Origin of the sequence: Pedococcus badiiscoriae, from assembly GCF_013408925.1 — a bacterium.
Classification (GTDB): Bacteria; Actinomycetota; Actinomycetes; order Actinomycetales; family Dermatophilaceae; genus Pedococcus; species Pedococcus badiiscoriae.
Genome location: NZ_JACCAB010000001.1, coordinates 2,007,743 through 2,029,015 on the forward strand (window position 1 = coordinate 2,007,743; position 21,273 = coordinate 2,029,015).

Annotated in this window: 23 protein-coding genes; 18 read left to right on the plus strand and 5 right to left on the minus strand. The window is 70.6% G+C overall.

Annotated elements, in window-relative coordinates; genetic code table 11:
- The first annotated feature begins 64 nt into the window (after positions 1-64).
- Positions 65-1,291, plus strand: coding sequence for a threonine ammonia-lyase (gene ilvA, locus BJ986_RS09610; RefSeq protein WP_179421778.1), 1,227 nt, complete (start codon positions 65-67; stop codon positions 1,289-1,291).
- A gap of 64 nt (positions 1,292-1,355) precedes the next feature.
- Here the strand turns inward: ilvA and greA are convergent, their stop codons facing one another.
- Positions 1,356-1,850 carry a transcription elongation factor GreA gene (gene greA, locus BJ986_RS09615; protein WP_179421779.1) on the minus strand — a complete coding sequence of 165 codons (495 nt, stop codon included), beginning with the start codon at positions 1,848-1,850 and terminating at the stop codon, positions 1,356-1,358.
- 267 nt (positions 1,851-2,117) lie between these two features.
- Complete coding sequence (locus tag BJ986_RS09620) at positions 2,118-2,483, minus strand: DUF4307 domain-containing protein (RefSeq protein WP_179421780.1); 366 nt, start codon at positions 2,481-2,483, stop codon at positions 2,118-2,120.
- Positions 2,484-2,578: 95 nt separating this feature from the next.
- Here BJ986_RS09620 and mca point away from each other — a divergent pair, with 95 nt between their 5' ends.
- Genes mca through BJ986_RS09635 form a run of 3 tightly spaced genes read left to right on the plus strand, consistent with a single transcriptional unit; the run spans position 2,579 to position 4,193 of the window.
- Entirely contained in the window at positions 2,579-3,514 is a 936-nt protein-coding gene (gene mca, locus BJ986_RS09625; protein ID WP_179421781.1) for a mycothiol conjugate amidase Mca, read from the plus strand.
- Positions 3,511-3,768 carry a hypothetical protein gene (locus BJ986_RS09630; RefSeq protein ID WP_179421782.1) on the plus strand — a complete coding sequence of 86 codons (258 nt, stop codon included), beginning with the start codon at positions 3,511-3,513 and terminating at the stop codon, positions 3,766-3,768. Before mca ends, BJ986_RS09630 begins: the two co-directional genes overlap by 4 nt.
- Positions 3,769-3,809: 41 nt before the next feature.
- The gene (locus BJ986_RS09635) at positions 3,810-4,193 is read left to right on the plus strand and encodes a VOC family protein (protein WP_179421783.1); all 384 of its coding nucleotides are present in this window, start codon (positions 3,810-3,812) and stop codon (positions 4,191-4,193) included.
- 91 nt (positions 4,194-4,284) lie between these two features.
- Here the strand turns inward: BJ986_RS09635 and trhA are convergent, their stop codons facing one another.
- Positions 4,285-4,983 carry a PAQR family membrane homeostasis protein TrhA gene (trhA, locus tag BJ986_RS09640; RefSeq protein ID WP_179421784.1) on the minus strand — a complete coding sequence of 233 codons (699 nt, stop codon included), beginning with the start codon at positions 4,981-4,983 and terminating at the stop codon, positions 4,285-4,287.
- Between the two features lie 130 nt (positions 4,984-5,113).
- Here trhA and BJ986_RS09645 point away from each other — a divergent pair, with 130 nt between their 5' ends.
- From BJ986_RS09645 to BJ986_RS09655, 3 genes are all read left to right on the plus strand, one after another.
- The gene (locus BJ986_RS09645) at positions 5,114-5,875 is read left to right on the plus strand and encodes an isoprenyl transferase (RefSeq protein WP_179421785.1); all 762 of its coding nucleotides are present in this window, start codon (positions 5,114-5,116) and stop codon (positions 5,873-5,875) included.
- 416 nt (positions 5,876-6,291) lie between these two features.
- Complete coding sequence (locus BJ986_RS09650) at positions 6,292-7,620, plus strand: PhoH family protein (RefSeq protein ID WP_238338360.1); 1,329 nt, start codon at positions 6,292-6,294, stop codon at positions 7,618-7,620.
- A gap of 396 nt (positions 7,621-8,016) precedes the next feature.
- Positions 8,017-8,667 (plus strand): aggregation-promoting factor C-terminal-like domain-containing protein, encoded by a 651-nt coding sequence (locus BJ986_RS09655; protein WP_337795096.1) that lies wholly within the window; start codon positions 8,017-8,019, stop codon positions 8,665-8,667.
- 76 nt (positions 8,668-8,743) lie between these two features.
- Here BJ986_RS09655 and BJ986_RS09660 read toward each other — a convergent pair whose 3' ends face one another.
- Positions 8,744-10,168 carry a class II fumarate hydratase gene (locus BJ986_RS09660; protein WP_179421788.1) on the minus strand — a complete coding sequence of 475 codons (1,425 nt, stop codon included), beginning with the start codon at positions 10,166-10,168 and terminating at the stop codon, positions 8,744-8,746.
- A gap of 37 nt (positions 10,169-10,205) precedes the next feature.
- A complete protein-coding gene (gene coaA / locus BJ986_RS09665) occupies positions 10,206-11,177 on the minus strand; it encodes a type I pantothenate kinase (protein ID WP_179421789.1) in 972 nt (323 codons plus the stop codon).
- Positions 11,178-11,246: 69 nt separating this feature from the next.
- Here coaA and glmS point away from each other — a divergent pair, with 69 nt between their 5' ends.
- The 11 genes from glmS to BJ986_RS09720 all read left to right on the plus strand — a co-directional run bounded on the left by glmS (position 11,247) and on the right by BJ986_RS09720 (position 21,259).
- The gene (gene glmS / locus BJ986_RS09670; RefSeq protein WP_179421790.1) at positions 11,247-13,106 is read left to right on the plus strand and encodes a glutamine--fructose-6-phosphate transaminase (isomerizing); all 1,860 of its coding nucleotides are present in this window, start codon (positions 11,247-11,249) and stop codon (positions 13,104-13,106) included.
- 13 nt (positions 13,107-13,119) lie between these two features.
- Positions 13,120-13,470, plus strand: a complete 351-nt coding sequence (locus BJ986_RS09675; RefSeq protein WP_179421791.1) for a holo-ACP synthase — start codon at positions 13,120-13,122, stop codon at positions 13,468-13,470.
- A 20-nt stretch (positions 13,471-13,490) separates the two neighbouring features.
- Positions 13,491-14,948, plus strand: coding sequence for a bifunctional ADP-dependent NAD(P)H-hydrate dehydratase/NAD(P)H-hydrate epimerase (locus tag BJ986_RS09680; RefSeq protein ID WP_179421792.1), 1,458 nt, complete (start codon positions 13,491-13,493; stop codon positions 14,946-14,948).
- Between the two features lie 29 nt (positions 14,949-14,977).
- Positions 14,978-16,156 (plus strand): alanine racemase, encoded by a 1,179-nt coding sequence (alr, locus tag BJ986_RS09685; protein ID WP_179421793.1) that lies wholly within the window; start codon positions 14,978-14,980, stop codon positions 16,154-16,156.
- Positions 16,153-17,325 (plus strand): alpha/beta fold hydrolase, encoded by a 1,173-nt coding sequence (locus BJ986_RS09690; RefSeq protein WP_179421794.1) that lies wholly within the window; start codon positions 16,153-16,155, stop codon positions 17,323-17,325. The genes alr and BJ986_RS09690 overlap by 4 nt, the downstream gene beginning before the upstream one ends.
- Positions 17,318-17,791 (plus strand): tRNA (adenosine(37)-N6)-threonylcarbamoyltransferase complex ATPase subunit type 1 TsaE, encoded by a 474-nt coding sequence (tsaE, locus tag BJ986_RS09695; RefSeq protein WP_179421795.1) that lies wholly within the window; start codon positions 17,318-17,320, stop codon positions 17,789-17,791. The genes BJ986_RS09690 and tsaE overlap by 8 nt, the downstream gene beginning before the upstream one ends.
- Positions 17,788-18,462, plus strand: a complete 675-nt coding sequence (gene tsaB / locus BJ986_RS09700; RefSeq protein WP_179421796.1) for a tRNA (adenosine(37)-N6)-threonylcarbamoyltransferase complex dimerization subunit type 1 TsaB — start codon at positions 17,788-17,790, stop codon at positions 18,460-18,462. Before tsaE ends, tsaB begins: the two co-directional genes overlap by 4 nt.
- Complete coding sequence (gene rimI, locus BJ986_RS09705; protein WP_179421797.1) at positions 18,459-18,932, plus strand: ribosomal protein S18-alanine N-acetyltransferase; 474 nt, start codon at positions 18,459-18,461, stop codon at positions 18,930-18,932. The genes tsaB and rimI overlap by 4 nt, the downstream gene beginning before the upstream one ends.
- Positions 18,929-19,993 carry a tRNA (adenosine(37)-N6)-threonylcarbamoyltransferase complex transferase subunit TsaD gene (gene tsaD, locus BJ986_RS09710; RefSeq protein WP_179421798.1) on the plus strand — a complete coding sequence of 355 codons (1,065 nt, stop codon included), beginning with the start codon at positions 18,929-18,931 and terminating at the stop codon, positions 19,991-19,993. The genes rimI and tsaD overlap by 4 nt, the downstream gene beginning before the upstream one ends.
- Before the next feature lie 181 nt (positions 19,994-20,174).
- The gene (locus BJ986_RS09715; RefSeq protein WP_179421799.1) at positions 20,175-20,711 is read left to right on the plus strand and encodes a hypothetical protein; all 537 of its coding nucleotides are present in this window, start codon (positions 20,175-20,177) and stop codon (positions 20,709-20,711) included.
- On the plus strand, positions 20,708-21,259 hold the full coding sequence (locus tag BJ986_RS09720; RefSeq protein WP_179421800.1) for a hypothetical protein: 552 nt from the start codon (positions 20,708-20,710) through the stop codon (positions 21,257-21,259). Before BJ986_RS09715 ends, BJ986_RS09720 begins: the two co-directional genes overlap by 4 nt.
- Positions 21,260-21,273: the final 14 nt, after the last annotated feature.

The window sequence follows — 21,273 nt, forward strand, 5'->3', positions numbered from 1 at the left end:
CCAGGTCGAGGCCAGCTCGAGGGCATGGCCTCGGCGTGCCGTGGGAGGGACTAGCCTTCCGGCCATGGCATCACCGACGCTGTCTGTCACCCTCGACGACGTGCGCGCTGCGCAAGACCTGCTCAGTGGCATCGTCCGTCCCACCCCCTTGGAGTACAGCCGGGCGCTGAGCGACCGGGTCGGCGCCGAGGTCTTCCTCAAGTGCGAGAACCTCCAGCGCGCCGGGTCGTTCAAGATCCGGGGTGCGTACACGAGGATGGCGCGGCTGTCCGACGAGGAGAAGGCCCGCGGGGTGGTCGCGGCCAGCGCCGGCAACCACGCCCAGGGGGTCGCGCTGGCCGGCCAGCTGCTCGGCATCGACGTCAAGGTCTACATGCCGCACGGGGCACCCATGCCCAAGCTGCTCGCCACCAAGGCCTACGGCGCCTCGATCGAGCAGGTCGGCACCACGATCGACGAGTGCCTGGTCAAGGCGCGCGGGTGGGAGGCGAGCAGCGGGGCTGTCCTCATCCACCCCTTCGACCACCGCGACATCGTGGCCGGGCAGGGCACCGCCGGCCTGGAGATCCTCGACCAGTGCCCGGACGTCAGGACCATCGTGGTCAGCACCGGCGGCGGGGGTCTGCTCGCGGGGATCTCCGTCGCGGTCAAGGCTGCCCGCCCCGACGTGCGCGTCGTCGGCGTCCAGGCCGAGCGGGCCGCGGCATACCCGTTGTCGCTGGCGGCGGGCAAGCCCGTCGCCTACGAGAACATGCAGACGATGGCCGACGGCATCGCCGTCGGCATGCCGGGCGACGTGCCCTACGCCCTCGTCCGTGACCTGGTCGACGCGATCGAGACGGTCAGCGAGGAGGAGCTGTCACGGGCGCTGCTGTTCGTCCTCGAGCGCGCCAAGCTGGTCGTCGAACCGGCGGGTGCGGCGGCGGTCGCGCACCTGCTCGACCGGGCCGGGAAGCAGAAGCTCGACGGGCCTGTGGTGGCGGTCCTCTCCGGCGGCAACATCGACCCCCTGCTCCTGCTGCGGATCATCCGCCACGGCATGGCCGCCGCGGGACGCTACCTGCAGTTCCGGGTGCGCGTCTCGGACCGCCCCGGCCACCTGGCGAGGCTGCTCGCCGACTGTGCTGCCGTGGACGCCAACGTCCTGGAGGTCGAGCACATCCGCACCGGGACGAGCATCTCGGTCGACGAGGTCGAGATCGGGCTCCAGCTGGAGACCCGCGGCAAGGAGCACTGCGACGAGGTCCTGCGCACCCTGCGCGACAAGGGCTACCAGCTCAAGTTCAGCTGACCCGGCACACGCCAAGCCGCCCCCCACCCCTGCGGGGGCGGAGGGCGGCGACGTCGACTCGGGGTCAGGGGGTGTACGGCGTCGCAGACTTGACGCGGACCTGGATGGTCTTGCCGTTGGGGGCCTTGTAGGACGCCTTGTCGCCGACCTTCTTGCCGTTGATGGCGGCGCCGAGGGGCGACTTCTCGCTGTAGACCTCGAGGTCGGTGCCGTCGGCGATCTCGCGCGAGCCGAGCAGGAAGGTCACGTCCTCGCCGAACATGTCGACGGCGACGACCATGCCCGGCTCGACGACGCCGTCGTCGGCCGGCTTGGTGCCCACGATCGAGTTCTCGAGGAGCTGGGTCAGCTGGCGGATGCGGGCCTCCATCTTGCCCTGCTCCTCCTTGGCGGCGTGGTAGCCGCCGTTCTCCTTCAGGTCGCCCTCGTCGCGTGCGGCTTCGATCTTCTTGGCGATGTCCGTACGGCCGGTGCCGGAGAGCTGGTCCAGCTCGGCCTTCAGACGGTCGAAGGCCTCCTGGGTCAGGTAGCTCGCGGTGGGGGTCGCGGTCTCGCTCACGGTGTACTCCTTGATCGGGTCTCCGCCGGACGCGGATGCGTCGCGGAGATGGTGGTACGCACAGCGGCCCGGACCTCGACCACGGCCACAGTGGCGTCGCAGTGTCGTGTCCAGACCGCTCGGTGAAAGGACAAGCCTACATCGCCGTGCTCGAAAGGGTCCATTTCGCCGATTCGATCGACCCCCGCAGAGGTATGCCGTGGCGGCCGCGCGACAGGGCCCGCGCCACGGAGGTCAGGCCCATGACTTCGCAGGTCAGAGGGCTGGTCAGGAGGGAGCGCAGTAGCGAACGCTCCCGCCCACGGCGCGGGAGGCGGTGCGGACCACCACCTGCTGGTGGACCGACCGCTCGGCGGAGGGGGGCACGCGCACCTTGAGGACGCCGAGGACGCCGTGCGCCGCGTCCTGCGCCTGGACCGTGCAGGTGACGGCCTGGTCGGGGGACCGGTGCACGTCGAACCCGACCTGCACGCTCCGGTCGTCGAGCACCTTGTAGTCGGTGTCGGTCCAGGTGACCGCGCCCAGGCTGTTGGCGAGCCCCAGCCACACGGCGAGGGCGACTCCGATGGTGCAGCCGATCGTGCCGATGACCCACCAGCGGCCAGTGCCCGGGGCGGGACGGGGGAGCGGCATGGGTGACCTTCCGCAGGTGAGAGGATGGCAAACGGTCCGGATGCCAGGTGACTCCGGACGACCATTGTCGGCGATGGACGAATGAGGTTGTGCAGGTGGCTGACCGGTTGCGGCTGATGGCGGTGCACGCGCACCCTGACGACGAGTCGAGCAAGGGCGCGGCGACGATGGCGAAGTACGCCGCCACGGGGTATGACGTGCTCGTCGTCTCGTGCACGGGCGGGGAGCGCGGCGACGTGCTCAACCCCCGGCTCAAGGGCGATCCCCACATCGAGCGAGACCTCGCGCAGGTCCGCCGCGACGAGATGAAGCGCGCCCAGGAGATCCTCGGTGTCCAGCACACCTGGTTGGGCTTCGTCGACTCCGGTCTGCCGGAGGGCGACCCGCTGCCGCCCCTGCCTGACGGCTGCTTCGCTCTCGAGCCGATCGAGGTGACCACCGAGGCGCTGGTCCGCGAGATCCGCCGGTTCCGCCCTCACGTCGTGACCACCTACGACGAGAACGGCGGCTACCCCCACCCCGACCACATCATGACCCACACGGTCACGATGGCGGCGTTCGCGGCGGCCGGCGACGCCTCGGCATACCCGCACGCGGGTGAGCCGTGGCAGCCGCTGAAGCTGTACTACAACTCGCACAACCGGGCGAAGTACGCGGCCTTCCACGAGGCGCTGCTGGAGCAGGGCGTGGAGAGCCCGTACGGCGACTGGCTCAAGGACTGGGACCCGGAGAAGGCTCGCACCATCACCACCCGGGTGCCCTGCTCCGACTACTTCGACCAGCGAGACCAGGCGCTGCTCGCGCACGCGACCCAGATCGACCCGGACGGCGCCTGGTTCCGCGTCCCGCGTGACCTGCAGGTGAGCGTCTGGCCGACCGAGGACTTCGAGGCGGCGATGTCGTACGTCCCCGTCACCCCGGTCGAGGACGACCTCTTCGCCGGGATCCCCAACGCTGCCACGGGCGACCGACTCGCCACGAGCGGGGAGCTCGAGCTGGCCTACGACGGGCGCACCGAGGTGGCGTCGTGAACGGAGCGCCCTCGGCGATGGTCTCGCCCGGTCTCTGGGGCTTCCTGGCGTTCTTCGTGCTCGCCATCGCGCTCTACCTGCTGATGCGCAACATGAACGCCAGGATGCGTCGGATGTCGTACCGCTCGGAAGAGCTCCAGCGGCAGGCCGAGGAGCAGGAGCGCGAGCGCGACCGGGAACGGGAGCGGGAACGGCACGGCGAAACCGGTGACGACAACGGTGCCGAGGGGCAGACTAGGGACCCCAGAACGTAGCGCTTCGTCCGGGACGCAGCGCCGACCCAGGAAGGTCCGTCATGAGCGGTCGCGTCGTGCACTTCGAGCTCCCCTACGACGACGGGGAGAGGGCTCGGGCCTTCTACGGCGAGCTCTTCGGGTGGGACCTCCAGTCCTATCCGGGGATGGAGTACACGATGGTCTCGACCGGCCCGTCCGGGGACCAGGGCCCCACCGAACCCGGCTTCATCAACGGCGGCATGGGCCCGCGTGCCAGTGCCGGCGAAGGGCCTCGGGTCGTCATCGACGTCGCCGACATCGACTCGACGTTGAAGGCCATCGAGGAGAAGGGCGGGTCGGTGGCGCTGCCCAAGCAGCCCGTGGGGGAGATGGGGTTCACCGCCTACTTCACCGACACGGAGGGCAACATCGTCGGTCTCTGGGAGACGGCGCCCCAGGCCTGACGTCAGGCCACGTCAGGCCACGTCAGGCCATGGCAGGCCATGGCAGGCCATGGCAGGACGTCGTCAGGCGACGTCGCCACCGCCAGGGGCGTCAGGAACGCGCGACGACGCCGTAGACCGACATCGAGGCGGCGATGTAGTGCACCGTGAACGCGGCGACGGTCAGCGTGTGGAAGATCTCGTGGAACCCGAACCAGCGCGGTGAGGGGTTCGGCCGCTTGATGCCATAGACGATGGCGCCCGCGGTGTAGAGCAGGCCGCCGACGGCGATCAGGGTGACGATGGCCGGGCCGCCGAACTTGAGCAGCGGGCCGAGGTAGAAGACAGCCACCCACCCGAGGGCGACGTAGACCGGGGTGTAGAGCCAGCGGGGGGCGCCGACCCACAGGACGCGGAACAGCACGCCGGCGATGGCGCCGATCCACACGATCAGCAGCATGGTCCGCGCGTCGTCGTCGGGGAGCAGCAGCGCGAACGGCGTGTAGGTGCCCGCGATGATCAGGAAGATGTTGGAATGGTCCATCCGCTTCAGGATCCCGGCGACCTTGGGTGACCAGTTTCCGCGGTGGTAGACCGCGGACGTGCCGAACAGGAGCCAGGCCGTGACGCTGAAGACCGCGGCGGCGAGGCGCGCGGGAGTGGTGGGGGCCAGGGCGATGAGGACGATGCCAGCCGCGAGGGCGAGGGGGACCATGCCGGCGTGCAGCCAGCCGCGCAGGTGGGGCTTCACTGCGTCGACGACTGACTCCAGAGGTCCCTGCGCGGAGCGAGGGTCGGGTGCCGTAGTCATGGGTCCACTGTAACCTACGGTGGCGTAGGTTACCTGAGCGTAGGTTGTGAGGCCGGCCTCACCACCCGACCCCGCGGGAGTAGCGTGGGCTGGTGGACGGACCCCCGTCCCCGTCTGCCGAGGAGTGCCTGTGGCGTTGTCCGACCTCCTGTATGCCGCGTACGAGCGGCGGCTCAGCCGTCGCCTCTCCCGGGAGACCCTTCCCCGGCACGTCGGCGTGATGCTGGACGGCAACCGGCGCTGGGCCAAGGCCCGGGGCGCCGGCACCAAGGAAGGCCACCAGGCCGGGGCCGACAACATCGCGGGGTTCCTGGACTGGTGCGAGGAGGCGGGGGTCGAGGTGGTCACGCTGTGGCTGCTCTCCACCGACAACCTCAGCCGACCCGCGGCGGAGGTCGTGCCGCTCCTGTCGATCATCGAGAACACGGTGAGCGACCTGGCTCAGACCAAGCGCTGGCGCATCAACCCGGTGGGGTCCTTGGACCTGCTCCCGGCCGAGACGGCGCGCCGCCTCAAGGAGAGCGCCGACCTGACCGAGGACGTCCAGGGCATGACCGTCAACGTGGCGGTGGGCTACGGCGGTCGTCAGGAGATCACCGACGCCGTCCGGTCCATGCTCGTCGCGCACGCCGCCCACGGCACGACGATCGAGGAGCTGGCGGAGACCCTGCAGGTCGAGCACATCGCCGAGCACCTCTACACCAAGGGCCAGCCCGACCCCGACCTCGTCATCCGCACCTCGGGCGAGCAGCGGCTCTCCGGCTTCCTGCTGTGGCAGAGCGCGCACAGCGAGTTCTACTTCTGCGAGGCGTACTGGCCCGACTTCCGACACGTCGACTTCCTCCGCGCCCTGCGTGCCTACGCCGAGCGCAACCGCCGCTTCGGCGGCTAGCGGCCGACGCCGCTCGGTTCGATGTAAAACGCCGGGAATCACCGGTGTTTTCACATCGAACCGGGGACGTATCGACCAAACGGTTAACTCTGGGTGACACGCCGCGAGCCTGCCCTCCACGGCGTCCGGTGAGTCGTACCGTCCGTAGTGACGCGGGGCACCCGTCCCACGTTCGGGGAGGCCGACCTATGGAGCAGATCCAGCTCCGAGCGGAGGGCCGGAACCGGCTCCACCGCGGTGGGAGAGCCTGGTCCCGGCACCTCGTTCGCGAGTAGGCGCATCGCGCCGAGCGCGCGCTGTGCCAAGGAGAGACATTGGCCTCGAACCACGACAGCACCCGTCGTACCTCCTCCAGCTCATCGCCGCGCACCGCCAGCACCGCAGGGGCTGCCAGCACCATGGGGGCCGCACGCGCCATGCCCGTCCCGAAGGGCAAGGGCGCCGCCACGGAGCCCGCCTTCCGCACGTTCGTGCTCGACACCTCGGTGCTGCTGTCCGACCCGCGCGCCATGCTGCGGTTCAAGGAGCACGAGGTCGTGCTGCCGGTGGTCGTCGTCACCGAGCTCGAGGCCAAGCGCCACCACCCGGAGCTGGGGTACTTCGCGCGACAGGCGCTGCGGCTGCTCGACGACCTGCGCATGAGCGAGGGGCGGCTCGACGCTCCGGTGGCGGTCGGCGACGACGGCGGCACGCTGCGGGTCGAGCTCAACCACACGGACCCGAGCTCGCTGCCGGCGGGTTTCCGCCTGGGTGACAACGACACCCGCATCCTGTCCGTGGCCAAGAACCTGTCCGACGAGGGCTTCGCCGTCACCGTCGTCAGCAAGGACCTGCCGATGCGGGTCAAGGCGTCGGCGGTCGGCCTCGAGGCCGAGGAGTACCGAGCCGAGCTCGCCGTCGACTCGGGGTGGACCGGGATGGCCGAGCTCGACGTCACCACGGTGGAGATGGACGCCCTCTACGAGCACGGCCGCATCGAGAACGCAGCGGCAGCCGAGATGCCCTGCCACACCGGGCTGGTCCTGCTCTCGCCGCGGGGAAGCGGTCTGGGGCGGGTCGGCGCCGACAAGCAGATCCGGCTGGTGCGTGGTGACCGGGACGCGTTCGGGTTGCACGGTCGCAGCGCCGAGCAGCGGATCGCCCTCGACATCCTGCTCGACCCGGACGTGGGCATCGTCTCGCTCGGCGGCCGCGCGGGCACCGGCAAGTCCGCGCTCGCCCTGTGCGCGGGCATCGAGGCGGTCATGGAACGGCGCCAGCACCGCAAGGTGGTCGTCTTCCGGCCCCTGTATGCCGTGGGCGGCCAGGAGCTGGGCTACCTCCCCGGATCCGAGTCCGAGAAGATGGGTCCCTGGGCCCAGGCGGTCTTCGACACCCTCGGTGCACTCGTCTCGCACGAGGTCGTCGAGGAGATCATGGACCGGGGGATGCTCGAGGTCCTGCCCCTGACCCACATCCGTGGCCGTTCCCTGCACGACGCCTTCGTCATCGTGGACGAGGCGCAGAGCCTGGAGCGGAACGTCCTGCTCACCGTCCTGTCGCGCATCGGCCAGAACTCCCGGGTGGTGCTGACGCACGACGTCGCCCAGCGGGACAACCTGCGGGTCGGTCGCCATGACGGCGTGGCCGCCGTCATCGAGGCCCTCAAGGGACACCCGTTGTTCGCCCACGTCACCCTCACCCGCAGCGAGCGCAGCCCCATCGCGGCCCTGGTGACCGACTTGCTGGAGGGCCTCGAGGTCTGACGCGTCCGGTTTGTTCGATGTGTCCTAAAGGCGCACCGCCCTGCTCTCAGGGCGGTGCGCCTCGTCCAAAAGGATGAAAATGCCGTCACATCCGTCACATGGGTCACAGAACCGCGTGAACGATTGGAGATCGACTTCCAAGATCGGGTAAAGTCTCGGTTTCATAACGTGTCGGGACGCTGAGTTTCTGGTTCCGCGGCCGTGAGGCTGCGCAGCCCTGGGCGGCTTGACGAAAATCCCCCCGGCACCGATTGAGGCCACCACATCTCTGGTGGTCTTTCCTTTGGAGGAACCCGTATGAGTCAGGCCTACCAGGGTCGTCACCGTCATGGTGCGACCCACGGCAGGAAAGCCTCTCGGTCCTCCTCCCTCACCAAGGCGATCCGTCGTCCTGCGGTGACCTCGAGCGTGCTGCTGGCCGTCATCGCCACGACCGCCGCCGGATACCAGGCCGCCGACCAGCGCCAGACCGGTGCAGCCGCCTTCACGGTCAGCACCGAGGCGATCGCCCAGGCCAACGAGCTCGCGGACGCCCAGATCGAGGACACCGCCCGACTGGCCGCCGACCGCAACGAGACCAACGCGAGCATCGCCGCGGCCCAGGAGAAGAACCGCATCGCCGCGGTCGCCGCGGCCAAGGTCGCCGCCACCGCCCGTCGCCAGGCTGCCGAGAAGGTCGCCCGCGACAAGGCGCGCCAGGCCCTCGAGGCCAAGAAGCAGGCGATCCTCCAGAACGCCCAGAACGACCCGCGCGCGGCTGCTCGCGCGCTGCTGCCCGAGTTCGGGTTCGGTGACAGCGAGTGGGGCTGCCTCGACACGCTCTGGAACGGCGAGAGCGGCTGGAACTACAAGGCCACGAACTCCTCGTCCGGCGCGTATGGCATCCCCCAGTCGCTCCCGGCCTCCAAGATGTCGTCCGTCGCGGGGGACTACCTGACCAACCCGGCCACCCAGATCCGCTGGGGCCTGCAGTACATCAAGAGCTCCTACGGCACTCCGTGTGGCGCGTTGAGCCAGTGGCAGAGCCGCTCGCCGCACTGGTACTGAGCCACTACTGATCCACCACTGCTACTGGCCACGGCTAGTTAGCCACCGCGACCCTGCGATCGGGTAGGCGCCGAAGTCAGCGCGGCGGTCGGGTCATCGCGAGCACGTCGAGCGCCTCGTCGAGCTGCTGCTCGGTGAGCTCGCCGCTGGCCACGTGGCCCCGCTCGATGACGACTTCGCGGATGGAACGGCGTTCCTTGATGGACTGCTTCGCCACGGCCGCGGCGGCCTCATAGCCGATGTAGCGGTTCAGCGGGGTGACGATCGACGGGGACCCCTCGGCCAGCTCACGGGACCGTTCGACGTCGGCCTCGATGCCCGACACGCAGCGGTCGGCCAGCAGCCGGGACGTCGCGGCCAGCAGCGATGTCGACTCGAGGACGTTGCGCGCCATGACGGGCAGCATGACGTTGAGCTCGAAGGCCCCCGAGGAGCCGGCTACCGTGATCGCGGTGTCGTTGCCGATGACCTGGGCGCACACCATGAGGGTGGCCTCGGGCAGGACCGGGTTCACCTTGCCGGGCATGATGCTGGAGCCCGGCTGGAGGTCGGGCAGGTGGATCTCGCCCAGGCCCGACCTCGGTCCCGACGACATCCACCGCAGGTCGTTGCAGATCTTCGTCAGGCTCACGGCCACGACCTTGAGGGCACCACTGAGCTCGACGACCGCGTCCTGCGCGGACTGGGCCTCGAAGTGGTCGGCGGCCTCGCGGAAGTCCACACCGGTACGGGCGCTCACCCGATCGATGACGGCCGCGGCGAACCCCGGCGCCGCGTTCAGCCCCGTCCCGGCAGCTGTGCCACCCAGGGGCAGCTCGGCCGTCGCCTGCGCGGCGACGAGCACCCGTTCCGCGCCCAGCTCGACCTGTCGGGCGTAGCCGCCGAACTCCTGCCCGAGCGTGACGGGCACCGCATCCATGAGGTGGGTCCGCCCTGCCTTGACCACGTCGGCGAACTGCGACTCCTTGGCCCGCAAGGCCTCGGCGAGGTGCAGCAGGCTCGGCGCGAGGTCGCGGTGCACGGCCAGGGTGGCCGCGATCCGCAGGGCGCTGGGGAACGTGTCGTTGCTGGACTGCCCCGCGTTGACGTGGTCGTTGGGGTGCACGGCCTCGCCCGTGGCCAGGTGGGCGATCCGGGCGAGGACCTCGTTGACGTTCATGTTGGTCGAGGTGCCCGAGCCCGTCTGGAAGACGTCGATGGGGAACTGGTCGTCGTGTCGGCCTTCCGCCACCTCGGCCGCGGCGGCGGCGATGGTCTTCGCCCTGACCGGGTCGAGCACCCCGAGCTCGGCGTTGACCTCCGCGGCGGCCGCCTTCAGCAGGGCGAGCGCGTGGATCACGCCGGCGGGGACCGGTTGGCCGGAGATGGGGAAGTTCTCGACGGCACGGGCCGTCTGGGCGCCCCAGAGGGCCTCGGCGGGGACCTCCACGTCTCCCATCGAGTCGTGCTCGGTGCGCGTGGCGGGTGCGGTGAGGTCCTCGCGGTCGGAAGCAGGCGGCATACCCCCATCATGCCTTCCGGCGCGACGCCCGAGGGGGTCAGAGCTTGCGGAGGCGGATGCGACGCACGCTGTGGTCCTTGCCCTTGGCGAGCACCAGCGTCGCCCTGCTGCGGGTGGGCAGGACGTTCTCGCGCAGGTTGACCTCGTTGATGTCCCGCCAGATGCGCGCAGCCGTGTCACGGGCCTGCTCGTCGGACAGGGCGGCGTAGCGGTGGAAGTAGGAGTGCGGGTCGGCGAAGGCCGTCTCGCGCAGCCGCAGGAAGCGCTCGACGTACCACTGCCGGATGTCCTCGAGGTGGGCGTCGACGTAGACCGAGAAGTCGAAGAAGTCGCTGACCGCGAGCCCGGTGCGGCCGTCCTCCTGCAGGCGCGGGGCTTGCAGGACGTTGAGCCCCTCGACGATGAGCACATCGGGCTGGCGGACCACCACCCGCTCGTCCGGGACGATGTCGTAGGTGAGGTGCGAGTAGACCGGTGCGGCGACCTCCGCCTTGCCCGACTTGACCTCCGCCACGAAGCGCAGCAGCGCCCGTCGGTTGTACGACTCGGGGAAACCCTTGCGCTGCAGCAGGTTCCGACGTTCGAGCTCGGCATTGGGGTAGAGGAACCCGTCGGTCGTGATGAGCTCGACCCGCGGCGTCCCCGGCCAGCGGGACAGGAGCTCCTTGAGCAGGCGCGCCGTGGTGGACTTGCCCACGGCGACGGATCCGGCGACCCCGATGACGAAGGGCGTCTTGGCCGGGCTCTCCCCGAGGAAGTCACCGGTGATCCGGTGCAGTCCGGCCGTCGCGCCGACGTAGAAGTTGAGCAGTCTCGACAGGGGCAGGTAGACCTCTTCGACCTCGGCCAGGTCGATGCGCTCGCCCAGGCCCTTGACCCGCGCCACGTCGGCCGCGTCGAGGTTGAGCGGCTGGTTCTCGCGCAGCCGGGCCCAGGCGGCACGGTCCAGCTCGACGTAGGGCGAGGGAAGGGCGCCGTTGCCGTTCGCGGGGTGGCTCACGCGCGCCATTCTTGCTCACACCGGCGCGCAGTCCCTCGGATGCGGTCCGCGAGCCGGTCGCCGGTTAGGCTGCCTCCCATGTGCGGAATCGTCGGATACGTCGGCCCGAACGCGGACGGCAAAGCGCTGGACGTCGTCATGGAAGGCCTGGCTCGCCTCGAGTACCGGGGCTACGACTCGGCGGGTGTGGCCCTGGTCACGGCCGACGGGGTGGAGAGCGAGAAGCGGGCCGGCAAGCTCGTCAACCTCCAGGACGCACTCGACGCCGACCACCTCCCCGGCGCCACGACCGGGATCGGGCACACCCGGTGGGCGACGCACGGCGGCCCGACCGACCAGAACGCGCACCCGCACCGGGCCGGCGAGGGTGGCAGGCTCGCCCTCATCCACAACGGCATCATCGAGAACTTCCACCAGCTGAAGAACGCCCTCCTCGCCGAGGGTGCGACCTTCGAGAGCGAGACCGACACCGAGGTGGCGGCTCACCTCGTGGCCCGCGAGTACGACGCGACCGGTGACCTCACCCTGGCGATGCAGAACGTGGTCAACCGCCTCGAGGGTGCGTTCACGCTGCTGGCCGTGCACGCCGACAGTCCCGGCGTCGTCGTCGGAGCCCGCCGCAACAGCCCCCTGGTGGTCGGGCTGGGCGAGGGCGAGAACTTCCTCGGCTCGGACGTTGCCGCCTTCATCGGGCACACGCGCAACGCCCTCGAGCTCGGTCAGGACCAGATCGTCACGATCACCCCCGACTCCTACTCGGTGACCAACTTCGACGGCACCCCCGCGGAGGGGAAGCACTACGAGGTCACCTGGGACGCCGCAGCCGCCGAGAAGGGTGGCTACGCGACGTTCATGGAGAAGGAGATCTACGAGCAGCCGCACGCCGTCAGGGACACCCTGTTGGGTCGGACGGACGTCGAGGGCCGACTGGTGCTCGACGACATGTCGATCACCGCGGACCAGCTGCGCGACGTCGACCGCATCACCATCGTGGCGTGTGGCACGGCCGCGTACGCCGGCATGGTCGCCAAGTACGCCATCGAGCACTGGACCCGGATCCCCGTCGAGGTGTCGCTCGCGCACGAGTTCCGCTACAGCGACCCCATCGCCACCGAGCGCACCCTGATCGTGTCGATCAGCCAGTCCGGCGAGACGATGGACACCCTGATGGCCGTCAAGCACGCCCGCGAGCTCGGCGCGATGACCCTGTCCATCTGCAATACCCACGGGTCGACCATCCCGCGCGAGTCCGACGCGGTGCTCTACACGCACGCCGGCCCGGAGATCGCGGTCGCCTCGACCAAGGCCTTCCTCGCACAGATCACCGCCTGCTACATCCTCGGGCTCTACCTGGCCCAGCTGCGCGGCGGCACCTTCGCCGACGACGCGCAGTCGGTGATGAAGGAGCTGCACGAGGTCCCCTCCAAGCTCGAGGACCTGCTCGGCCGGATGGACCGGGTCAAGGAGATCGCGCGGTTCATGGCCGACACCCGCTCGGTGCTCTTCCTGGGCCGCAACGTCGGTTTCCCCGTTGCCCTGGAGGGCGCGCTCAAGCTCAAGGAGCTCGCCTACATCCACGCCGAAGGGTTCGCCGCGGGTGAGCTGAAGCACGGCCCGATCGCGCTCATCGAGGCCGGGCAGCCGGTCTTCATCGTCGTCCCCGGCCCGGGGACCCCGCACGAGCTGCACAAGAAGGTCGTCTCCAACATCCAGGAGATCCGCGCCCGGGGCGCCCGCACGATCGTGGTCGCTGAGGACGGCGACGAGGACGTGGTGCCCTTCGCGGACGAGGTCATCCGCGTGCCTGCGACGTCGCCGCTGCTGGCACCGCTGCTGACCGTGGTCCCGCTCCAGGTCTTCGCGCTGCACCTGTCCTCGGCCAAGGGACTGGACGTCGACCAGCCACGCAACCTGGCCAAGAGCGTCACCGTCGAGTGATCGCGGGCATCCGGTGATCGTCGGGGTCGGGATCGATGTCGTCGACGTGGAGCGCTTCGGGCAGACGCTCGAACGCACCCCGGGTCTGCTCGACCGGCTGTTCACCGACGAGGAGCGCTCCCTGCCGCTCAACTCCTTGGCGGCGCGGTTCGCCGCCAAGGAGGCGCTCGCCAAGGCCCTCGGCGCGCCGGTGGGCCTGCAGTGGCACGACGCGACGGTGCGGCGTGGCGACGACGGCCGCCCGCACCTGCAGGTCACCGGCACGGTCGAGGCCCGCGCCGAGGCGCTGGGCGTGCACGCGATGCACATCTCGCTGTCGCACGACGCGGGGATCGCTTCGGCCGTCGTGATCGCGGAGGGCTGAGCGGTGCCCCAGGGGTGCTCGTGCTGAGGGCGTGGTCGGCGCAGCGGGTCCGCGACGCCGAGGCGACGTTGATGAGCCGGCTCCCGGAGGGGGAGCTGATGCGGCGCGCGGCGCAGGGACTGGCCGAGGTGTGCCGCGCCCGCCTGCCCGCGTCCGGGGGCGCCAGGGTCGTGGTCCTCGCGGGGCCGGGCAACAACGGCGCCGATGCCCTGTATGCCGCGGCGCGCCTCGCGCAGGACGGTCACGACTGCGTTGCACTGCAAGGCGACTGGCCGTTGGCCATCGGTGACTCGGCGTCGTGGTCGGCGGCCGGCGTCACCGTGCTGGCGCCGGGTGGGGACTGGGCTGCTCCGCTCGCGGGCGCCGACCTCGTCATCGACGGCCTGCTCGGCATCGGAGGACGGCCCGGGTTGCCGCAGGACGCCGTGGCGTGGGTCGATGCCATCCCCGCGTCCGCCTACGTCGTCAGCGTCGACCTGCCGTCGGGCCAGGACCCCGCCGGCCAGAGTCGATCGGACACCGGGGTCTTCGCCGACGAGACGGTGACCTTCGCGGTGGCCAAGCCGGTGCACCTGCTCCCCGCCACGGAGGCTGCCGTGGGTCGCCTGACAGTCATCGACATCGGGCTCGAGCTGGACGGCGAACCCGATGTCGAACGACTCGACTTCGCCGATGTCGCCCACCTGTGGCCGGTCCCCACCATCGCCGACGACAAGTACTCCCGCGGCGTGCTCGGGGTGGTGGCCGGGGGCGAGAACTACACCGGAGCGCCCGTCCTGTGCTGCACGGCAGCCGTCGGCGCAGGGCTCGGCATGCTGCGCTACGTCGGCACCCCCGCACCGACCGCGCTGGTCCGGGCGGCGATCCCCGAAGCCGTCCACGGTGAGGGCCGCGTCCAGGCCTGGGTGGTCGGACCGGGGCTCGACATCACCTCTCGGGCGCGGGGCAGCAAGGCCCAGCTCGACGTCGCCCGCTCCGCCCTCGACTCCGACCTGCCCGTCCTGGTCGATGCCGGCGGCCTCGACCTGGTCCACGGACCGCGCCAGGGTCCCACCCTGCTCACCCCGCACGCGGGCGAGCTGTCCCGGCTGCTGACCCGGCTCGAGGGGTCCGAGACCACCCGCGAGGCCGTGGAGGCCGACCCCCTGAGCCACGCGCGTCGCGCGGCGGACCTGACGGGGGCCACCGTCCTGCTCAAGGGGGCCACCACCCTGGTGGTGCCCCCCACGGACTGGGGGCTTGCGGTGCGCTCCCAGAACGACGCGCCCGCCTGGCTCGCCACGGCTGGGGCTGGGGACGTCCTGTCCGGTGTCTGTGGCGCGCTGCTCGCCTCCGGGCTGACCCCGCTCGACGCGGGCAGCCTCGGTGCGCTCGTGCACGGGGTCAGTGCCGACCTGGCCAACCCGGGTGGCCCGGTCCGCGCGCTGGCGGTGGCCCACGGCATACCGCAGGCCGTGGCGCACCTGCTCACGCGCTGACTCCTGCGCTCGTGAAAGACTGGGCGGCGATGAACGACACCACGATCAGCACCCCCCCAGCCCCGGCGCCGCCGGGGCTGCCCGCGTGCGCCCAGGTGGACCTGTCCGCGATCAGCGCCAACGTGATAGCCCTCAAGGCGCTGGCCGGCAGCGCCGAGGTGATGGCGGTCGTCAAGGCGGACGCGTACGGCCACGGCCTGGTTCCCAGCGCCCGTGCGGCCCTGCGTGGTGGCGCCACCTGGCTCGGCGTCGCCCAGCTGCCCGAGGCGGTCGAGCTGCGTCGTGCAGGCGTCGAGGCGCCGCTGTTGTCGTGGCTGCACGTCCCGGGCCAGGACTTCGCCGAGGCACTCGAGCTGGGCATCGACCTCGGCATCTCGACGACGTGGGCCCTGGACCAGGTGCTCGCGGCGGCGACCGCCACCGGCCGCACCGCGCGGGTCCACCTCAAGGTCGACACCGGTCTCGGCCGCAACGGCGCGTGGGACGCCGACCTGGAGGGGCTGCTGGCCACGCTTGGCTCGGCGCAGGCCGAGCGCGCCGTCGACGTCGTGGGGCTGTTCAGCCACTTCGCCTATGCAGACGCGCCGCAGCACCCGACGGTCAGGGCCCAGCAGGAGCGGTTCGAGGGGATCGTCGCCCAGGCAGGACGCCTCGGGATCACCCCGCAGGTGAAGCACCTCGCCAACTCGGCCGCGACGCTCACCAACCCGTCCGCCCACTACGACCTGGTGCGTCCGGGCGTCTCCGTCTACGGCCTGTCGCCGGTCCCCGACCTCGGGGCACCGCAGGACTTCGGGTTGCGCGAGGCCATGCGCCTGGTCGCCCGGCTGTCCAGCGTCAAGGATTCGCCTGCGGGACAAGGGGTCTCGTACGGCCACGTCTACACGACGAGCGAGCCGACCAAGCTCGGCCTGGTGCCGATGGGCTACAGCGACGGCGTGCCACGGCACGCCACCAGCGTCGGACCCGTGCAGGTGGGTGGCCGCCGGTATGCCGTGGCGGGACGGGTCTGCATGGACCAGTTCGTCCTCGACCTGGGCCGCGACAGCAGTGCGCAGCCCGGGGATGAGGCCGTCCTCTTCGGCGTGGGCGCGGCCGGTGAGCCGACCGCGCAGGACTGGGCTGCCGCCATCGACACGATCAACTACGAGATCGTGACGCGGGTGGGTGCGAGGGTGCCGCGGGTCTACGTCGGGGGTGACGAGTGAGCCCCGCGAACCGCGGCATCGCCGGTCTCGGGATCGGCCTGGCCGCCGCCGGCGTCGCCACCGCGGCCGGCATCGCGGCGGGACGGGTCAGCAAGGAACGCCACGCGCGCCTGTCCGTGCTGGCACCCGCAGGTGCCTACGCCCACACGCCTGACAAGGACTTCGTGGTCGTCGCGGACGACGGCGTGCCGCTGCACGTCGAGGTCGACGAGCCGGCGCCCGCCACGGCCTCGCCCGACAAGCCGACCGTGGTCTTCTCGCACGGCTTCTGCCTGAGCCTGGAGAGCTGGGTGCTCCAGCGCAAGGCGTTCATCCGGGACGGCTACCGGGTGGTCGCCTGGGACCAACGCGGGCATGGGCGGTCGGGGCGCGGGAGCGAGGAGTCGTGCGACATCGACCAGCTCGGCCGCGACCTGCATCGCGTCATCGAGGAGGCGGCGCCCGAAGGGCCTCTGGTCCTCGTGGGGCACTCGATGGGTGGCATGACGACGATGGCCCTCGCCGACCAGCACCCCGACCTGATCCGTGACCGCGTCGTCGCGACGGCCTTCGTCGCGACCAGCGCCGGTGGGGCCCAGCTGGTCTCGCTCGGCTTCGGCCAGTACTTCGGCAAGCTCGTGGGTCGCTTCGGTCCGAGTGTCCTGGACCGGCTCTCGACCCGGCCGGGTCTGGTCCGCACCGCGCTGCGCGCAGGCCGCGACATCGAGGAGTTCCTCGTCGAGCGATGGAGCTTCGCGTCGCCGGTGCCGCCTGCCGCCGTCCGGCTCACCGCGGACATGATCTTCGGCACCCCGCTCGATGTGATGGCGGACTTCCTGCCGACCTTCGACCGGCACGACAAGCGCCACGCGCTCGTCCACTTCCACGGCGTGGAGGTGCTGGTGCTCAACGGAGTCCACGACGTGCTCACCCCGCCCGACCACAGTGAGGAGATCGTCCGCCGCATCCCCGGGGCGGAGCACGTGGTCATCGAGGAGGCCGGGCACATCATCATGCTCGAGCACCCGGAGGTGCTGAACGAGCAGTTCGCCGGCCTCGTCGAGCGCGGCATGCGGGCCGCCGCCGAGGGCATCGCAGTGGCACGCAAGCCGCGGGTCCGGCGCACTGTCACCGACCTGGCCAAGCGCCGGCTGGTCGCGAAGGCGCGCCGCGGGCAGCGCCGTGCCTGACCTCGTCAGCCCCGACCTGCCGACCGCGCAGGACACCCGGGCCTGGGGCGTCGGCCTCGGTCGCCTGCTGACTGCCGGTGACCTCGTCGTGCTGACAGGTGGGCTCGGGGCGGGCAAGACCACGCTCACGCAGGGCCTCGCCGAAGGCCTGGGGGTCCGCGGTCCGATCACCTCGCCGACCTTCGTCATCGCCCGCGTCCACCCGTCGCTGGTCGAGGGTCCGGCACTCGTCCACGTCGACGCCTACCGCCTCGGTGGGTTCGCCGAGCTCGACGACCTCGACCTCGACACCTCGCTCGAGAACTCGGTCACAGTCGTCGAGTGGGGTCACGGGCTGGCCGAGGACCTCGCCGACGACCGGCTCGAGGTGATGCTGTCGGGCGAGGAGACCAGGCGGGCGCGGGTCCAGACCCACGGCGCCCGCTGGTCAGGCGCCGACCTCAGCGTCCTGGGGGTCCCGGTATGAGCCGCGTGGTGCTGTCCATCGACACGTCCACCTCCGTAAGGGTGGCCGTGAGCGCCGGGGCCGACTGGGCGCAGGATGGCTCCGACGACCCGCGCGGCCACACCGAGGCCGTGGCCCCTCTCATGCGCGACCTACTGGCCAGGCTGGGGCTCGCCCCGACCGACGTGACCGACGTGGTGGTCGGCAACGGCCCCGGCCCGTTCACCGGGCTGCGGGTGGGGATCGTCTCCGGTCTCGTGTTCGGCCATGCAATGGGCATCCCCGTCCACGGCGTCTGCAGCCTCGACGTCCTGGCACAGCAGGCGGTCGAGCACGTCCGGGAGGGCGAGTTCGTCGTCGCGACCGATGCCCGGCGCAAGGAGGTCTACTGGGCGCGCTACCGCGTCGACCCCGACCGTCCCGAGCAGGACCGGGCCGTGCGGCTCACCGAGCCCGCCGTGGCGCGCCCCGCTGACGTGCCCGAGGAGGTCCGGGGGCTGCCCACCGCCGGTCGCGGCCCGGTGCTCTACCCCGAGCTCTTCCCGCGCCCCGTCGCTGTGCTCGACGTCTCCGCCGGGGTGTTGGGCGACCTTGCGCTGCAACGACTTTCGCGTGGCGAGACCCTGCCGGTGGAACCGCTCTACCTGCGCCGGCCAGACGCCCTCACCACCGCGGAACGAGCCAGGGCATGACCGCCCCGGACGTGGGCCTGCGGGACCTGCGCTGGACCGACATCGACGACGTCGTCGCGCTCGAGGCCGAGCTGTTCCCCGACGACGCGTGGACGGCCGCGTCGCTGTGGGCCGAGCTGGCAGCCCGCCCCCGTCGCTCCTACGTCGTCCAGGTGGATGCCGCCGGAGAGCTGGTCGGGTATGCCGGCGTCGACCTCGGTGGTGAGGTGGCGGACGTCATGACCATGGCCGTCTCGCCTCGCGCGCAGGGTCGCGGCCTCGGCCGTCAGCTGCTCAGCGAGCTGGTCGGGCGCGCGGTCGCCGACCACGCGGCATACCTCATGCTTGAAGTGCGGGCCGACAACGAGCCGGCCCGAAAGCTCTATGAGTCAGAGGGATTCGAGACGTTGACGGTGCGCCGCCGCTACTACCAGCCGGGTGATGTGGACGCCCACGTCATGCGCTTGAGGCTGTCGGAGGTGATGCGATGAGCTCCGGGCCCACGAAGGGTGACCAGCCGCTGGTGCTCGGCCTCGAGACCTCCTGCGACGAGACGGGCGTGGGCATCGTGCGCGGCGAGACGTTGCTCGTCGACGCGATCGCCAGCAGCGTCGACGAACACGCGAGGTTCGGCGGGGTGGTGCCCGAGGTGGCCAGCCGCGCCCACCTCGAGGCGATGGTCCCGACGATCGAGCGGGCCACCCGCGAGGCTGGCGTCCGGCTGGCCGACCTCGACGCGATCGCGGTGACGTCCGGACCCGGGCTGGCGGGCGCGCTGATGGTCGGCGTGGCCGCCGCCAAGTCGCTCGCGGTTGCTCTCGGCGTCCCGCTCTACGGTGTCAACCACCTCGCGTCCCACGTCGCCGTCGACATCGTGGAGCACGGGCCGCTGCCCGAACCCACGCTCGCCATGCTCGTCTCTGGTGGACACTCGTCACTGCTGCTCGTGCCCGACGTCACCCACGACATCCAGTCCCTCGGGTCGACCATCGACGACGCCGCCGGTGAGGCGTTCGACAAGGTCGCGCGAGTCCTGGGGCTGCCCTTTCCGGGAGGCCCGCACATCGACCGGATGGCTCGCGAGGGAGACCGGGTCGCCATCGACTTCCCCCGGGGGCTGACGACCGGGCGTGACATGGAGCGCTACCGGTTCGACTTCTCCTTCTCCGGGCTCAAGACCGCGGTCGCCCGCTGGGTGCAGGCCCGGGAGGCGGCCGGGGAGCCGGTGCCGGTCGCGGACGTCGCCGCGTCGTTCCAGGAGGCCGTCACCGACGTGCTCACTCGCAAGGCAGTCCTCGCCTGCAAGGAACATGGGGTCGCGAACCTGCAGATCGGGGGTGGCGTGGCCGCCAACAGCCGGCTGCGGGCCATGGCGCAGGAGCGCTGCGACGCTGCGGGCATCACCCTGCGCGTGCCGCGCCCCGGGTTGTGCACCGACAACGGCGCGATGGTCGCGTCGCTGGGAGCCCAGATGGTGCTGAAGGGCCGCGCGCCCTCCGACCTGAGTCTCCCGGCGGACTCGTCCATGCCGGTCACCGTCGTCCAGGCCTAGCCTCAACCCGGTAGGTGGGTTGGAGCTGGATACGGTCCCGGACTGACTATGAATCTAGTCATTGACACCCGGGTATGTTGCCAGAAGACTGAGGCTCGTTCGCAAGGCCGAGGGGGACGGGCGCCGATACCCGGGCAGTTTCTGAGCGAGGGGCTGGGCCCCCCATCCATAGGGGGAAACGATGCGTTTGAAGAATCTGAAGCGATCGTGCGTGGCCGTCACGGCAGCCACGCTGATGCTGGTGGGCGAGACCACTTCGGCATCCGCCGTTGAGGCGGGCACCCAGGCCTGCGCCGAGTATGGCTGGAACTACTCCACATACAGCAAGACCGACATCCACATCCCCAGTGGCGTGCACTGGAAGAGCGGACCTGGCGGAACCGTCTCGGCAAGTAGGGAGAGCACGCAGAGCGCGAGCATGACCGTGTCGATGTCGGTCACGGTGTCCTATTCAGCGATCGTGGCCAGCGCAGAGGGCACCTTCGGGATCGACGCCACCGTGGCGGGGTCACGTTCGGAGACCATGGGGTACTCGCGCACGATCTCGTCGAGCAGCAGGTACGGCAACCTTCAGTTCGGCAACTGGGGTTACAAGATGGGCGTGAAGAAGTACTACGTCGACCCTGCCTGCCAGGTCACATCGAGCTACGTGGGAACGGTCACGAAGATGCCCAGCGCAAACACGTGGGGTTACCGCTACTGGGAGACGACCACGTGAGTCAGGCTGCGGGCGCACCCTGGTGTCGGGTCGCCACCGGGCCGCTCGCGGCCGTCGTCCTGAGCCTTGGCGCGTCCGCCTGCACAGGTGCCCAGGCAGGTCCCCCGGCAACGTCCGCCCCGCCGGATACGCCCACGACGACGAGCAACTCGGCCTCCTTCGTCGCCCGGATGGATGCCCTGATGGCGTCCGTCAACAGGCTGCAGGACGCGGACGGGGGTGCAGTCGTCAGCGTGCCGGCGCGGCCAACCGTGGTCCAGCGGCCGACCGGCCTTCAAACGATGATCATCCGCGACGAGGATGCTGGGGCCTGGAGGCCGGGGACCTACCGCCTCGTGGTCAGATGTGCCGGGGAAGGGGTCCTCGTGGCCCACTTCTCACTGGGGGAGCGATCGGTCATCCGTCAGCTGGACGCTTGCACAGCCGCCACGAGCACCGACTCGCTTGAGCTCAGCATCGACCGGGCGGCGCAGAAGTCCGTCGTGGTCGTCGTGCCCGCCGGGGAGTCGATGGGCGCAGTCGGCTACCAAGTCCACAAAGTCCGTTGACCGTGGTCGTCGGT

Coding starts and splice junctions, on each gene's coding strand:
- tsaB (WP_179421796.1), top strand. CDS start 17,788: ATGAGCCGCGTGGTGCTGTCCATCGACACGTCCACCTCCGTAAGGGTG.
- alr (WP_179421793.1), top strand. CDS start 14,978: ATGAACGACACCACGATCAGCACCCCCCCAGCCCCGGCGCCGCCGGGG.
- BJ986_RS09660 (WP_179421788.1), bottom strand. CDS start 10,168: ATGCCGCCTGCTTCCGACCGCGAGGACCTCACCGCACCCGCCACGCGC.
- tsaD (WP_179421798.1), top strand. CDS start 18,929: ATGAGCTCCGGGCCCACGAAGGGTGACCAGCCGCTGGTGCTCGGCCTC.
- trhA (WP_179421784.1), bottom strand. CDS start 4,983: ATGACTACGGCACCCGACCCTCGCTCCGCGCAGGGACCTCTGGAGTCA.
- BJ986_RS09650 (WP_238338360.1), top strand. CDS start 6,292: ATGCCCGTCCCGAAGGGCAAGGGCGCCGCCACGGAGCCCGCCTTCCGC.
- coaA (WP_179421789.1), bottom strand. CDS start 11,177: ATGGCGCGCGTGAGCCACCCCGCGAACGGCAACGGCGCCCTTCCCTCG.
- BJ986_RS09620 (WP_179421780.1), bottom strand. CDS start 2,483: ATGCCGCTCCCCCGTCCCGCCCCGGGCACTGGCCGCTGGTGGGTCATC.
- ilvA (WP_179421778.1), top strand. CDS start 65: ATGGCATCACCGACGCTGTCTGTCACCCTCGACGACGTGCGCGCTGCG.
- rimI (WP_179421797.1), top strand. CDS start 18,459: ATGACCGCCCCGGACGTGGGCCTGCGGGACCTGCGCTGGACCGACATC.
- BJ986_RS09635 (WP_179421783.1), top strand. CDS start 3,810: ATGAGCGGTCGCGTCGTGCACTTCGAGCTCCCCTACGACGACGGGGAG.
- BJ986_RS09715 (WP_179421799.1), top strand. CDS start 20,175: ATGCGTTTGAAGAATCTGAAGCGATCGTGCGTGGCCGTCACGGCAGCC.
- glmS (WP_179421790.1), top strand. CDS start 11,247: ATGTGCGGAATCGTCGGATACGTCGGCCCGAACGCGGACGGCAAAGCG.